Source organism: Acidiphilium cryptum JF-5, from assembly GCF_000016725.1.
GTDB classification, from domain to species: domain Bacteria; phylum Pseudomonadota; class Alphaproteobacteria; order Acetobacterales; family Acetobacteraceae; genus Acidiphilium; species Acidiphilium multivorum.
Window position 1 is genome coordinate 2,592,501 of the sequence record NC_009484.1, and the last position, 14,218, is coordinate 2,606,718.

Below are 14,218 nucleotides of genomic sequence, written 5' to 3' on the forward strand. Positions count from 1 at the left end.
GCCAAGCGTGATATGGCATTCCTGAATTCTCGCCGTGGTGTCGTCCGGCACGATTATGGCATGATCGCACAACGCCAGTGCCGGCCCGCCATCGCCGCCCAGCATGCCCACCGTGACGATCCCCTTGTCCCGCGCCACCTCCAGCGCCCGCAGGACTGAGGGCGAACGGCCGGACGTGGTAATTCCAAACAGCACATCGCCGCTGCGGCCGAGGCCGGCAAGCGGTCGGGCGAAAACCTCGTCGAAGCCAAAATCGTTCCCCGCGGCGGTCAAGGCGGCGGGATCGAGCGTCAGCGCCAACGCAGGCCAGGAGTCGCGCGCCACGCTGCCGCGCAGGCGGATCAGCAATTCCGTCGCCAGATGCTGGGAATCGGCCGCCGATCCCCCATTGCCGCAGAACATCAGTTTGTTCCCGGCGCGAATCGCCGCCTCACAGGCGTCAACGATGGCTATCACCGGTTCGGGCGCCTCGGCGAGAGCCTGCTTCAGCGCGGCGCCGCGCCGGAGCAGCGCGGCGATATGCGCCGCTTCACCCCGCTCAGTGGGCAACCCAGCCACCGTCGATGGAAAGGGCCGCGCCTGTGACGGTCGAAGCCGCTTCGGAGCAGAGAAAAGCGACAAAGGCGCCGATCTTGCCTGGCGTGGTGAATTCGAGCATCGGCTGCTTCTCTGCGAGCAACGCCTTGGCCTCGTCCTGCACCGTGGTGCGGTTCGATGCCGCCCGTGCCTCGATCTGCGCCTCGACGAGCGGCGTCAGGACCCAGCCGGGACAGATCGCATTTACCGTGATGCCGTCGTTCGCGCACTCGATCGCAACCGTCTTGGTCGCCCCGACCACGCCGTGCTTCGCCGCGACATAGGCGATCTTCTGCCCGCTCGCGACCAGTCCATGAGCGGAGGCAATATTGACGATCCGCCCCCAACCGCGCCGGCGCATCAGCGGCACCGCGGACTTCATTGCGTGAAATACGGCGGAAAGGTTGAGCGCGATGATTGCATCCCACTTCTCGTCGGGAAAATCCTCGACCGGTGCCACATGCTGGATCCCGGCATTGTTCACCAGAATATCGATCGAGCCGAGGTCAGCTTCGGCCCGCGTCACCAGTCGCCTGATCTCCGCCGGGCGGGTCAGATCCGCCCCGTCGAATGCGACGCGAACACCAAACTCCCCGCCAAGAGAGGCCCGCAAATCCTCGATTTTCGCTGTGTCGCCGAACCCGTTCAGCATGATGTCCGCACCCTGTGCAGCCAGCGCACGCGCAATGCCAAGACCGATACCGCTGGTCGAACCGGTTACCAGCGCAACCTTGCCCCTGAGACTCACGGGTACCCCCAATGTCAGTGTCGAATCGTTCTGCGCCATGGAGCACAGCGCTTCAAGAGGGCTTGAGGGGTTAACCCGCATTTCTCATGGGGCAGCCGCATCAGGGCCCTGAATCGGCGAAAGTTCTAATGCGACAAAGCAATTTGGTGAAGCACGAGGAGTGCCCCGATGCCGACGGGATGAAGTGACCGGCCCCCAGTGAGTGGTCCGAGTTGAAGCTGGCATTGCGGTCGCATTTCAGATTTTGATGAACCCGTCTGGGTGCGGCATGGTGAGTGCATCGCCAGCATAGCCACGCGATGATGTCGGCGGGTTCGATCCGGCGCTGAGCGCGCTTGTTGCGCGATACAGCTGACTTCCTGAACAGGCCAGAGTATCCGTTCCTGAGGGTCGGCATGCTCGGCCTTCTTTTTTGGGGACGTCGTATCGTTGGCTCGATATCGGACCACCGCCATCGCGACGGGGGCGAGCATCACGAACGAGACGTGACGATGCCACCCGTGCCAGGACCGGGTCTCGCTGTGGTCGAGGCGAATTCGTTCTTCGTGGTCTCCAGGCGGTCTTCGATCGCCCGACGATGGCCTTCGACAGATGGAGCAGGCCCTCGGGCCGCATTTTAAATAATATTACCATGAAAACGTCAGTGGCTTTGCCGCGCAATTCGGAGGTCACCTCCGGTGTCCGCGCGATTGCGCAGCCGTCGTGGGCGGAAAGCGGACCAGCGGGCGGGATTGTTCAACGGCGCTGACCTGCGCGCGAGCGAATAGCCGGAGAGATCAGCCGAAACGCTGCAACTTCTCTGCATGATAAAAGCATTATCATGCGTAAGAATCGAATTCCCAGCGCTTCTAGCGGCGCTCGACGGGGACGGCGACCTCGTTGCGGCGCAGCCAGGGCAGTGTCCAGGGCGGATCGTAGAACCAGGCGACGACGCGGCCGTCGGGCTTCCAGGGGGAGTGGGCCAGCGTCGCGAGCAGCCTTTCGCTGTGCGCCGCGACCACGCGGGCGCCCGGACTGCCGGAAAAGCGCAGGACCGCCATCGTTACGGCGGGAACCTCGACGAGGTGGACCAATGGATCCCGCGGGCGCGGGGCCGTGGCCATCGTCATGCCGGCGGGCAGGAAGAAGCGGATGGTCCAACTACCGTCGCCGCCTTGCTGGGCGACCGGCGCAGTCATCGCAATCCGGCTGCTGCCGGCGCCATCCTGTTCGACGGGGGCGGTCATCGCGATTTTGCCACTGCCGCCGCCCGGCTTGGTGTTGGCCCCGAAGATATAGGATGCAAGCCTGCGGAAGCCGATGGAACGGGAGTCGATTTCTCCGCCCTTGACAGTCGTTTCCGCCGCGAGCCGCGGTCCGTAGGCGCGAAGCTGCACCGCGCCAACCCGTCCGGTGACGGTATAGTCAGGCTGCGGCGTGCCGGACCGGATTCCGAACACGGAACATCCTCCAAGGACAAGGAGCGAAGTCAATGCGGCGATCTTGCGCATGGCTGTTGGAGATATGGTGCATCGGACCGGACCTGCAATAGATAAGGCCGCCAGCCCGCCGTGAGCTTGTATGTGATAATATCACCTAATCAGATCCCGAAGTGCCAATGCCTTCGCGGGACTGCCAAGCGGCTCCATAAGCGGGTTCTCGGGCGACCGCTCAGCTATCGTCGGCGTTAGCCGGCGCGGCAGTCCTCCACGTCGGCAAGCGAATTCGATAAAAATGAGTAAAGTTATTTTATTTCTTCTATGAAATAATTATTGGGCCTACGCCAAAATGCCCTTTGGCAGGAGCCGATTATCAAACCTTGTTCGCGAAGATATTCAAATACTGACGCCGGACTCCAGCCAGGACCTATGGAAAAGCAGACGCCAGCATCTCTCAGAGCCGGACCGCAAAAGATAAGTTGAGCGATTTCAGCGGGTTGTGATTCAGTTCGTTTGCGAAGACGGACGGAGACACGATGGCCTGGACTGATATCGCCCGGCACGATATTGACGGGCCGGATTGCGCTACGCAAGCGCCCTCACCAACGCCGAATGGGCCTTGATCGAACCATTCATACCCTTTGCCGCCGCATCGAGGCCGGCCCCGAACGGTGGCGCTGCGAAGGATTGTGGAGGCCATCTTCTACATGCTGTCGACCGGCTGCCAGTGGCGGAGGCGGCTCAAGGTTCCGCCTGCGGAGCAGGTGGAATGCCGCCGGAGGTGGCAGATTCCGAAGGAATTCGCGCCGTTCACCACTGTGCAGGGCTATTTCTACCGCTTCTGTCGCGACGGCACGTTTGATCGTATCAATCACGTCCTGGTCATGCAGGCGCGGGAAATAGCCGGACGAGAGGCGTCGCCCACAGCCGGCGTGATCGACAGCCAGTCGGTCAAGACCACCGAAGCCGGGGGCCCGCGCGGGTTCGATGCCGGAAAGAAGATCAAGCGGCGCAAGCGCCACATCGTCACCGATACAATTGGCCACCTCGTCGGTGCCGTCGTTCATCATGCCGGTATTCAGGATCGGGATGGGGCGCCCGACGTGCTCAAATCCGTCAAATCCCTGTATCCCTGGTTGCGGCACGTGTTCGCCGACGGCGGCTATGCCGGTCCCAAACTCAACGGACGCCTCGCCAAAATCGGCAAATGGACCATACGGATCGTCAAGCGCTCCGACGCCGCCAGCGGGTTCGAACTCCTGCCGCGACGCTGGGTGGCTGAGAGAACCTTCGCCTGGCTCGGCAGATGCCGGCGCCTCGCAAAGGATTTCGAGGCAACCATTACCAGCGCCACCGCATGGCTCTTCCTTGCCCATATCCGCCTGCTCACAAGGAAAATCGCACGCAACCGATAGTTGCACTATCATTCAGATTCATTCTCTAACAGGCCGACATCGCTACCGCCCGTAACCTTGAGGTTCGAGATCGTGTGGCCCAGACCCTCGAACGTGCCGGAGAAGGTCAGGAGCGGGCTGTCCGCACCGACGCGCCGGTGACATCGAGGTATCGAGGTGATGCCCCCGACGTTTCGACAAACCCGCCCAGCCCGCCGCGCGCGCCGCCGCGCACCGCGATCGTCCCGCCGCGGATCGCACCCGTCGCCATGATCCGCCCGCACCGGCAGAAGAGTGCGCATCAAGCGTGCCCGACACCGCCACGGCGCCCGACGCGCCGCCCGGCAGCGTGATCGTCCCGCGCTGCGACACACAGCACTGCCGACCTCGACGAGCCCGGTCTCGCTCACCACCGTCCGCAGCAGCGCGGCCTTCGCCGAAGCACTCAGCAGGACCACGCCGCCTTGAGCGATGATCGCCCCGGGCTGGCGGAACTTCACGCTCTGCCCGGCGCCGATGCTGAACCCCTGCCAGTCGATCGCGGTCTTGCCGCTCGTCTGCGTGACCGTCAGCGTGTTGCCGGTGTGCGCGATGCTCGCCGATCTCGCCGTCACCTGCCCGCCCTGCGGCAGCGCCAGCGCCACCGCCGGGACCAGCACCAGCGCCACACTCCCCACCCCGCCGGCAAATCGCCGCAGCGCCCCCAGGCCCCACCGTCCGCATCACTTCCGCCACGGAAATCGGCAATCCAGTCCGCCGGTCTACGCCGACCCGCGCAAAGGTATCCTAACCCGCAGCACAGGCGGCGCAGAGCCCGCCGACCTCGACGATCGCGCTGCCGGCGGCAAAGCCGATCCGCGCCGCGGCGGCGGCAAGGGCGGCGGCCACCGCCTCGTCCTCCAGCTCGGCGACGGCGCCGCACTGGCGGCAGATGAAGAACTGCGCCGCATGGGTGTGGCCCTGCGCCTCGCCCGCCGGGTCGGCGCAGGAGACATAGGCGCTCAGGCTCTCCACCTTGTGCACGAGGTCCGCCGCGATGAGGAATTCGAGCGCGCGATAGATCGTCGCCGGGGTCGCACCGCGATGGCTCTCGCGCAGCCGGTCGAGCAGTTCGTAGGCTGTCAGCGGCCCGTCGGCGGCAAGGATCAGGCCAAGCACGGCGCGGCGCTGCCGGGTGAGCTGCCGGCCGGCGGCAGCACAGGCGGCGGCGGCTTCATCCAGCCGGCGCTCGATCGTGGCGCTGGGGCGGGCCGGCATCAGGCGCGGTCGGGCGGGGGGATCATCGCCCCGTTATAGAGCGGCTGAAGCGGCACTGCCACCCGCCCCCTTGCGCCGCCCGGCGGCTGCATTACGCTCGGCAGGAGGGAGAGAACGAGCCATGACGAGCATCAGCTACGTCCAGGGACCGGGCGACACACCGCGCCTCGGCGTGACCATCGGCGAGGCGCTGGCCGAAACCGCGCGGCGCCACCCCGACCGCGAGGCGCTGGTGGTGCGCGAGACCGGCGAGCGCTTCACCTATGCAGCGTTCGACCGCGCGGTGGACGATGTCGCCGCCGGCCTGCTCGCGCTCGGGATGCGCCGCGGCGACCGCATCGGCATCTGGTCGCCCAACAATGCCGAATGGGCGATCCTGCAATTCGCCTCCGCGCGGGCGGGGATCATCCTCGTCACCATCAACCCGGCCTATCGCACCGCCGAGCTCGAATACGTGCTGAACGACGTGCAGTGCCGCGCCCTCGTCCTCGCCCGGACCTTCAAGTCGAGCGACTACGTGGCGATGCTGGACAGCATTCCGCCGGACCGCCTGCCGCATCTCGAACGCCGCTTCGTCATCGGCGTCCCGGCGGAAAGCGCCGCTGATCTGCCCGCCGGCATGACCCCCTTCGCCACCATCGCCGCCGCCGCGACCCCGGCGAGCCGCACCACCCTCGCGACCCTGCGCGCCGACCTGCAATTCGACGACCCGATCAACATCCAGTTCACCTCGGGGACGACCGGCGCGCCCAAGGGCGCCACGCTCTCGCACCACAACATCCTCAACAACGGCTATTTCGTCGGCCGGGGCATCGGCCTGCGAGACGGAGAAAAGATCTGCATCCCGGTGCCGCTCTATCACTGCTTCGGCATGGTGATGGGCAATCTCGCCGCCATCACCCATGGCGCGACGATGGTCTACCCCGCCGCCGGGTTCGATGCGCTGGCAACGCTGACCGCCGTGGCCGAGGAGCGCTGCGCCCATCTCTACGGCGTGCCGACCATGTTCATCGCCATGCTCGAACATCCCGGGTTCGAGGAATTCGACCTCTCCTCGCTGCGCGGCGGGATCATGGCCGGCACCTCCTGCCCGATCGAGGTGATGCGCCGGGTGATGAACCGGATGCACATGCCCGAAATCACCATCTGCTACGGCATGACCGAGACCTCTCCGGTCAGCTTCCAGTCCGCGACCGACGACACGCCCGAGCGCCGGGTGGCGACGGTCGGGCGCATCCACCCGCATCTCGAGGTCAAGGTGATCGACGCCGAGGGCCGGATCGTCAAACGCGGCGAGCGGGGCGAGCTGTGCACGCGCGGCTATTCGGTGATGCTCGGCTACTGGGGGAACGCTGCGAAAACGGCCGAGGCGATCGACGCCGCCGGCTGGATGCATACCGGCGATCTCGGCGTGATCGACGAGGAGGGCTATTGCACCATCGTCGGCCGCAGCAAGGACGTGGTGATCCGCGGCGGCGAGAACATCTACCCGCGCGAGGTGGAGGAATTCCTGTTCACCCACCCCAGGATCGCCAGCGTCGCGGTCTTCGGCATCGCGGATGCGAAATGGGGCGAGGTGCCCTGCGCTTGGGTGAAGCCCAACCCCGGCGAGACCCTCACGCCCGCGGAGGTGGTCGGCTTCTGCGAGGGGCGGATCGCGCATTACAAGATCCCCCGCATCGTGCGCATCGTCGAGGAGTTCCCGATGACGGTGACGGGCAAGATCCAGAAATTCATCATGCGCGAGATGATGGAGCGCGAGGCTGGCGGATAGCGGCTCCGCCCAAGGCTCGCCGCCCGCCGGGTTGCAAATCCCCGCCGGATTGGTCATGCAAACTTCCCCTTTTTGTGAAAACCCGGCGCCAGGCGCGGCGGCCGGCGGAGAAAACCGATGGCGGTGGTGATGGACCAGGGATTGCGGACGGTCGGCGGCACGGTGCGCTATGGTCGGCTGGCGGCGCTGAGCTGGCTGCATTTCCTCAATGACGGTTCGGCCAACTACCTGCCCGGCGTGCTGCCGGCGGTGCTGCTGGCGATGGGGGAACCCGTCTCCCTCGCCGGCACGGTGATGGCGGCATTGCTGATCGGCCAGGCGTTGCAGGTCGGCACCGGCCTGCTGGCGGACCGTTTCGGCGGCCGGGGCTTCATCGCCGCCGGCGTGCTCGGCACCGCGCTGGCGGCGGCGCTGATCGGCCGCTCCGGCAGTCTTGCGCTGCTGCTCCCGGCGCTGGTGCTGATCGGGATCAGCAACGCGATGTTCCACCCGCAGGCGCTGGCGGGGGCGCGCCAGCTCAGCGGGCCGCGCGTCGGGCTCGGCATGTCGCTGTTCCTGGTCGGCGGCGAGGTCGGGCGCGGGCTGTGGCCGCTGATCGCGAGCTTCGTCGTCGTCACCTGGGGGCTGAAGGCGCTCTCGCTGCTGGCGATCCCGGCGGTGGCGAGCATCCTGCTGCTCTGGGCGGTGCTGCCGGTGCAGCCGCCGCGCCATGTCGCGGCACAGCCGATCGCCTGGCGGCGCCATCTCGGGCCGATGAGCGCGCTCGTCGCCTTCCAGTCGCTGCGTGCACTGGCGATTTTCGGCACCACCACCTTCCTGCCCGTGCTCTGGCACCTGCGCGGCCACAGCCTGACCGCGGGGGCGGCGCTGATCACGGTGATGCTCGTGGTCGGCATCATCGGCAATGTCGGCGGCGGGCACCTGGCCGACCGGATCGGCCGCCGCCCGATCCTCGCCGGCTCCAGCCTCGCCGGCGCGGCACTGCTCGCGGCCTTCCTGCTCACCAGCGGCGCCGCGCAATGGATCGCCCTCGGCCTGCTCGGCATCGCCCTGTTCGCCACCCTGCCGGTCGGCATCCTCGTGGGGCAGGACATCTTCCCCGAGAACCGCTCGCTCGGCTCCGGCATCGCGCTCGGCCTCTCGAATGGGCTGGCGGCGGTCGGGCTGATGGGTCTCGGGCTGATCTCCTCCGCCGTCCCGCCGCTGCACATTCTCTGGCTGCTGGTCGCGATCCTGCTCGCCGCCGCCCTTCTCGCGCTGCGTCTCGGCCCACGGACTCACCCGAAGCGGACCTGAGACAGCGCCTCAGATCTCGACGACGATGCGCCCGCGCACCTTGCCGGCGACGATCTCCGCCGCCGCCGCCCCGATCCCCTCGAAGCCGATCGTCGTGGTCAGCCGGGCCAGCGTCGCGCGGTCGAGTTCGGCGGCAAGGCGCGCCCAGGCCGCCTCGCGCTTCGCCCGCGGCGCCATCACCGAATCGATCCCGGCGAGGGTAACCCCGCGCAGGATGAACGGCAGCACGGTCGCCGGCAGGTCGCTCCCCTGGGCGAGGCCGCAAGCGGCGACCACCCCGCCATAGCGCGTCTGCGCCAGCACATTGGCCAGCGTGTGGCTGCCGACGGAATCGATCGCCCCCGCCCAGCGCTCCTTGCCGAAGGGCCGCCCGGGCGCCGACAGCGTCGCCGCATCGATGATCTCGGCCGCCCCGAGCGAGGTCAGGTAATCGGCTTCTTGCTCCGCCCGGCGCGACGAGGCGAGCACGCGATACCCGGCATGGGCGAGCAGCGAAATCGCGATCGACCCCACGCCGCCCGCCGCACCGGTGACGAGAATATCCCCGTTCTCCTTGCTGATCCCCTGCGCCTCCAGCGCCATGACGGCGAGCATCGCCGTGTAGCCGGCGGTGCCGATGGCCATGGTCTCGGCGGCGCTGAGCCCGGCGGGGATATGGATCAGCCAGTCGCCGGGAACGCGGGCGCGCCCGGCATAGCCGCCGTGATGCGTCTCGCCGACGCCGAAACCGTTGAGCAGCACGGCGTCACCCGGCTTGAAGCGGGGATCGGCGCTGGCGGTGACGGTGCCGGCGAAGTCGATCCCCGGGATCAGCGGAAACCGCCGGGCGATCGGCGCGCTGCCGGTGATCGCCAGCCCGTCCTTGTAGTTCACCGTGGAATGGCTGACCGCGACGGTGACGCTGCCCTCCATCAGATCAGCATCGCGCAGGGTCTCGGCGCGGCAACTCTGGCCGGACTCGTCCTTGCGGATGACCAGGGCGCGGAATTCGTCGGACATGTTCGCTCCTCCTCACCGGTGATCGGCGTTCTACCCCCGGTTTAGCGGGCGGCGGCGCCGATGCACAGGGACGGCGGCGTCTCAGCCCTTCTTCGGCGCGGGCGGCAGCGCGATGGCGAGCGAGAGTTCCTTGAGCCGCGCGGCGGGGACCGGCGCCGGTGCGCCCATCAGCAGGTCCTGGCCCTGCTGGTTGAGCGGGAAGGCGATGACCTCGCGCAGGTTGGGCTCGTCGGCCAGCAGCATCACCATGCGATCCACCCCCGGTGCCGAGCCGCCATGCGGCGGCGCGCCATAGCGGAAGGCGTTGAGCATGCCGCCGAACCGCGCCTCGACCTCCTCGGCGCCGTAGCCGGCGATCTCGAAGGCGCGCAGCATAATGTCCGGCCGGTGGTTGCGGATCGCCCCCGACGACAGTTCGACGCCGTTGCAAACGATGTCGTACTGGAACGCCTTGATCGTCAGCGGGTCCTGCCCGTTCAGCGCCTCCAGCCCGCCCTGCGGCATCGAGAACGGGTTGTGGCTGAACACGATCTGCCCGGTCTCCTCGTCGCGCTCGTACATCGGGAAATCGACGATCCAGCAGAACTCGAATTTTGCACCATCGATCAGGCCGAGATCGGTGCCGAGCTTCGTGCGCACAGTGCCGGCGAATTTCGCCGCCTCCAGCGGCTTGCCGGCGGCGAAGAAGACGGCGTCACCGACGCTGGCGCCCGTAGCCTCCCGGATGGCCTCGGCGCGAGCCGGTTCGAGGTTCTTCGCGATCGGCCCCTTGGCCCCGTCCGGAGCAAAGATGATGTAGCCGAGGCCGCCCGCCCCTTCCGACCGCGCCCAGTCGTTGAGCTTGTCGAAGAAGGAGCGCGGATTGCCCCCCGTGCCCGGCGCGGGAATGGCGCGGACCACGCCGCCGCCGGCGACGATCTTCGCGAACAGGCCGAAGCCCGAATCGCGGAACGCCTCGGTCACGTCGGTGATCAGCAGCGGGTTGCGCAGGTCCGGCTTGTCCGAGCCGTATTTCAGCAGCGCCTCGTCATAGGCGATGCGCGGGAACGGCCATTGCGTGACGCCGCGCCCGCCGCCGAATTCGCGGAACAGCCCGCCGAGCACCGGCTCGATCGTGGCGAACACGTCCTCCTGCGTCACGAAGCTCATCTCGAAATCGAGCTGGTAGAACTCGCCGGGCGCGCGGTCGGCGCGGCTCGCCTCGTCGCGGAAGCAGGGGGCGATCTGGAAATAGCGGTCGAAGCCGGCGACCATGAGCAGCTGCTTGAACTGCTGCGGCGCCTGCGGCAGCGCGTAGAACTGGCCCGGATGCACGCGCGATGGCACGAGGAAGTCGCGCGCGCCCTCGGGGCTGGAAGCGGTCAGGATCGGCGTGGTGAACTCGGTGAAGCCGCGCGCCGTCATCTCCCGCCGCAGCCAGGCGATCACGTTGGCGCGGAGCATGATGTTGCGGTGCAGCTTCTCGCGGCGCAGGTCGAGGAAGCGGTAGCGCAGGCGCAGCTCCTCGGGGAACTGGGCCTCGCCGGCAACCTGGATCGGCAGCACGTCGGCGGTGGACTGCACCTCGACCGTCTCGGCCACCAGCTCGATCTCGCCGGTCGGCAGGCGGGGGTTCACCGTGTCGGCATCGCGCTTCACCACCCGGCCGGTAACGGTGATGACGCTCTCCGCCCGCAGCGCCTCGGCCGCGGCGAACACCGGCGAGCCGGCAGGAAACACGCATTGGGTGATCCCGTAATGGTCGCGCAGATCGATGAAGAGCAGCCCGCCATGGTCGCGCTTCACGTTCACCCAGCCCGAAAGGCGCGCGGTGATGCCGGCATCGGCAGCGCGCAGGGCGCCGCAATCATGGGTGCGATATTCGTGCATGGGGAGCCAGTCCTGACAGAAAACAGCGGCAAATGAGCGGCGCGGGTCTTTCCTGTCAAGACGTTGCGTGCCAGTTGATCGCGCATGAAACCGAGCCCGAGCTTTCCCGAACCCGTGCTGATCGAGACCACCGAGGCCCTCGCCGCCCTTTGCGACCGTCTGGCGGCCGAGCCCTTCGTCACCGTCGATACCGAGTTCATGCGGGAAAAGACCTATTTTCCCGAGCTCTGCGTGGTCCAGCTCGGCGGTGCGAACGATGTCGCGGTGATCGACGCGCAGGCCGAGGGGCTCGACCTCGCCCCGCTCGGCGCGCTGTTCGCCAACCCGGCGGTCACCAAGGTGTTCCACGCCTGCCGGCAGGACATCGAGATCTTCCTGCTGAAATTCGGCGCCGTGCCCGCACCGCTGTTCGACACCCAGGTGGCGGCGATGGTCGCCGGCTTCGGCGACCAGGTCGGGTATGACACGCTGGTCTCCTCGCTTGCCGGCGGCCGGATCGACAAGGCGCACCGCTTCTCCGACTGGTCGGCCCGGCCGCTCTCCCGCGCGCAGATCGCCTATGCCGCGGCGGACGTGACCTGGCTGCGCCCGGTCTATGAAGGCCTGCGCGCCCGGCTGACGCGGGAAGGCCGGCTCGACTGGGTGGCCGAGGAAGCGGCGGTGCTGGCCGATCCCGCGACCTACCGCACCGAGCCCGAGGATGCCTGGCGCCGGCTCAAGCTGCGCGGCGGCAATCGCCGGCAGCTCGCGCTGGTCAAGGCGATCGCCGCCTGGCGCGAGCGCGAGGCGATGCGGGTGAACGTGCCGCGCCAGCGCATCGTGCGCGACGAGCAGATCCCCGAACTCGCCGCCCTCGCCCCGGCGGATGCCGAGGGGCTGACGCGGGTGCGCGGCATTTCCAGCGGCTTCGCCGGCGGCAAGTCCGGCCGGGCGCTACTGGAGGTGATCGCCTCGACGAAGGCGATCCCCGATGCCGAACTGCCGGAGGCGCCGCGCGCCCCCGAAAGCGCCCGCCCGCCCGCCGGCCTCGTGGCCTTGCTCAAGGTCCTGCTCGCCGAGCGGGCCGGGGCGAACCACGTCGCCGCCCGGCTGATCGCCTCCGCCGAGGATATCGACCGCCTCGCCAGCGAGGACGCGCCGAACCTGCCCTGCCTGCAAGGCTGGCGCGCCGAACTGTTCGGCAACGACGCGCTGCGCCTCAAGGGCGGGCGCATCGCCCTCGCCGCGCGCGGCCGCCGGGTCGAGGTCGTCGACCTGCCCTGATCACAGCAGTGCCCGGCCCAGCGCGTAGCAGCCAGCGCCACCGAGCCCGGCGAAACAGCCGACCGGCCAGTTCGTGAGATAAGAGAGCGCGATGGCGCCGGCCATCAGCGCCAGCGCGATCGCCACCGAGGCGGCAAGCGCCACCCCCGGCCGCGCCGAAACCGCCCGCCCGCACGACGCCGGGCCGACCATCAGCGCGAAGGTCAGCAGCGCGCCCACCACCGGCACGGCAACCGCCGCCGCCAGCGCGATGGCGGCGAGAAAGCCAAACTCCCACAGCGCCGGCCGCGCGCCACGCGCCGCCGCGAGATCCGCCCCGATCGCGCCGAGCAGCAGCGGGCGGAAGCCGGCCAACACCGCCGCCACCGCACCCGCCCCGGCCAGCGCCATCCCGCCGAGTGCCGCCCGCGAAACGCCGAGTACTTGGCCGAACAGCAGCGCATAGACCTGGGCGGCATAGCGATCGGTCCAGGAAAGCAGCAACGCGCCGGTCGCGAGCAGCATCACCAAAGTCAGCGCCGTCGCCACCTCGGGCCGACCGCGCCGACCGAGCGCCCAGATCGCGACCACGCCGGCGAGCCCGAACCCCGCAACCCCGGCGGAGGGCGCGATGCCGAGCAGCACCGCCGCCGCCGCCCCCGGAAACGTGCCGAGCGGCAGCGCATGGGCGGCGAAGGAGGCGCCGCGCAGCACCACGAAAAACCCCACCACCCCCGCCGTGACCGCGACGATGAGGCCCGCCGCCCAGGCGTTGAGCATGAAGGCGGAAAACATCTCAGCGCCGCGCCCGCGCGACGAGCCCCGCGGCGGCATAGGCAACGACGACCAGCGCCACCACGAAGAAACTCACCGGCCAGCCATGCCGCCCGCCCCAGCCGTAACTTTCATAGGCCAGCGCGATGCCGCCCCAACTCGCGCCGACGCCGATCGCCGCCGCCAGCGCTACCGCCCCCGGCAGGGTGCGCGCCGCCCGCAGCCCCGCCGAAGCCGGGCCGATCAGCAGCGCGGTCGCCAGCACCGCCCCCACACTCATCGCCGCGAGCCCCACCGCCAGCGCCAGCACGGCGAGATGCGCGAACCCGACGAGCTGCACCCGAACCCCCCGGCTCGCCGCGAGATCGGGGCCGATCGCGATCAGCGCCAGCGGCCGCGCCAGGGCGGCCATCGCCGCCAGCGCCGCCGCCGCGCAGAGGGCGGCCGGCAGCACCATCCCCGGCGGGATCGCGAACATCGAGCCGAACATCACAGTGCTCGCCGCACCGCCGGCGCCGCTCATCGTCGCGTCGAGATACAGGAACAGCGCCGCAAGCCCGAGCCCGGCGCCCAGCACCACGCCGCTCGCCAGATCCCGCTCGGCGATCCGCCGCCCGCCGGCCAGCGCCATCGCCGCCGCCCCGGCCAGCGCCATCGCCACGAAACCGGCGAGCGGGCGGATGCCGAACAGCAGCGCCGCCGCCCCACCCGCGCCGGAAATATCGCCCAGCGCATGCCCGGCGAAGGCCTGCCCCCGCAGCACGGTGAACACGCCGACCACGGCGGACACCAGGGCGGCGGCAAAACTCACCGCCAGCGCCACGCCGACCGGCCCGAGGGCGGACAACCCCACCGCGCTCATGAGCAGCCC

12 protein-coding genes and 2 pseudogenes (1 of these 14 running past the window's edge) are annotated in these 14,218 nt (G+C 68.6%); 4 read left to right on the top strand and 10 right to left on the bottom strand.

The annotated features are described in order from the left end of the window. From ACRY_RS14270 to ACRY_RS14280, 4 genes and pseudogenes are all read right to left on the bottom strand, one after another. Positions 1-558, bottom strand: the 5' portion of a protein-coding gene (locus ACRY_RS14270; RefSeq protein ID WP_241763129.1) for a D-sedoheptulose-7-phosphate isomerase. It extends 51 nt beyond the left edge of the window; the window shows 558 of its 609 coding nt (coding positions 1-558); its start codon is at positions 556-558; its stop codon lies off the left edge, out of view. Further along, positions 539-1,363, bottom strand: a complete 825-nt coding sequence (locus ACRY_RS14275) for a 3-hydroxybutyrate dehydrogenase (RefSeq protein WP_048858214.1) — start codon at positions 1,361-1,363, stop codon at positions 539-541. Before ACRY_RS14275 ends, ACRY_RS14270 begins: the two co-directional genes overlap by 20 nt. A 371-nt stretch (positions 1,364-1,734) precedes the next feature. Beyond that, positions 1,735-1,913 (bottom strand): annotated as a pseudogene (locus ACRY_RS19760) (IS701 family transposase); the annotation flags it as partial. 259 nt (positions 1,914-2,172) lie between these two features. Beyond that, positions 2,173-2,814, bottom strand: coding sequence for an SOUL family heme-binding protein (locus ACRY_RS14280; protein WP_172637329.1), 642 nt, complete (start codon positions 2,812-2,814; stop codon positions 2,173-2,175). A gap of 464 nt (positions 2,815-3,278) precedes the next feature. On the opposite strand from ACRY_RS14280, the pseudogene ACRY_RS14285 reads away from it, so the two are divergent. Beyond that, positions 3,279-4,157: pseudogene (locus ACRY_RS14285) on the top strand (IS5 family transposase). An 8-nt stretch (positions 4,158-4,165) separates the two neighbouring features. Here the strand turns inward: ACRY_RS14285 and ACRY_RS14290 are convergent. Both ACRY_RS14290 and ACRY_RS14295 read right to left on the bottom strand, forming a co-directional pair. After that, positions 4,166-4,795 (bottom strand): hypothetical protein, encoded by a 630-nt coding sequence (locus tag ACRY_RS14290; protein ID WP_231295274.1) that lies wholly within the window; start codon positions 4,793-4,795, stop codon positions 4,166-4,168. Between the two features lie 127 nt (positions 4,796-4,922). Beyond that, a complete protein-coding gene (locus tag ACRY_RS14295) occupies positions 4,923-5,393 on the bottom strand; it encodes a Fur family transcriptional regulator (protein ID WP_012039999.1) in 471 nt (156 codons plus the stop codon). A 121-nt stretch (positions 5,394-5,514) separates the two neighbouring features. On the opposite strand from ACRY_RS14295, the gene ACRY_RS14300 reads away from it, so the two are divergent. Beyond that, positions 5,515-7,167 carry an AMP-binding protein gene (locus ACRY_RS14300; RefSeq protein ID WP_012040000.1) on the top strand — a complete coding sequence of 551 codons (1,653 nt, stop codon included), beginning with the start codon at positions 5,515-5,517 and terminating at the stop codon, positions 7,165-7,167. 117 nt (positions 7,168-7,284) lie between these two features. Then, positions 7,285-8,463 (top strand): MFS transporter, encoded by a 1,179-nt coding sequence (locus ACRY_RS14305; RefSeq protein ID WP_012040001.1) that lies wholly within the window; start codon positions 7,285-7,287, stop codon positions 8,461-8,463. Between the two features lie 9 nt (positions 8,464-8,472). On the opposite strand, the gene ACRY_RS14310 is transcribed toward ACRY_RS14305, so the two are convergent. Beyond that, entirely contained in the window at positions 8,473-9,462 is a 990-nt protein-coding gene (locus ACRY_RS14310) for an MDR family oxidoreductase (RefSeq protein WP_012040002.1), read from the bottom strand. An 81-nt stretch (positions 9,463-9,543) separates the two neighbouring features. After that, entirely contained in the window at positions 9,544-11,331 is a 1,788-nt protein-coding gene (aspS, locus tag ACRY_RS14315) for an aspartate--tRNA ligase (RefSeq protein ID WP_012040003.1), read from the bottom strand. Between the two features lie 84 nt (positions 11,332-11,415). Here aspS and rnd point away from each other — a divergent pair, with 84 nt between their 5' ends. Beyond that, positions 11,416-12,594, top strand: a complete 1,179-nt coding sequence (gene rnd, locus ACRY_RS14320) for a ribonuclease D (protein WP_012040004.1) — start codon at positions 11,416-11,418, stop codon at positions 12,592-12,594. Here rnd and ACRY_RS14325 read toward each other — a convergent pair whose 3' ends face one another. Together ACRY_RS14325 and ACRY_RS14330 are read right to left on the bottom strand one after the other, a co-directional pair. Next, entirely contained in the window at positions 12,595-13,368 is a 774-nt protein-coding gene (locus tag ACRY_RS14325; RefSeq protein WP_012040005.1) for a metal ABC transporter permease, read from the bottom strand. Between the two features lies 1 nt (position 13,369). After that, positions 13,370-14,209 carry a metal ABC transporter permease gene (locus ACRY_RS14330; RefSeq protein ID WP_012040006.1) on the bottom strand — a complete coding sequence of 280 codons (840 nt, stop codon included), beginning with the start codon at positions 14,207-14,209 and terminating at the stop codon, positions 13,370-13,372. Between the last annotated feature and the right edge of the window lie 9 nt (positions 14,210-14,218).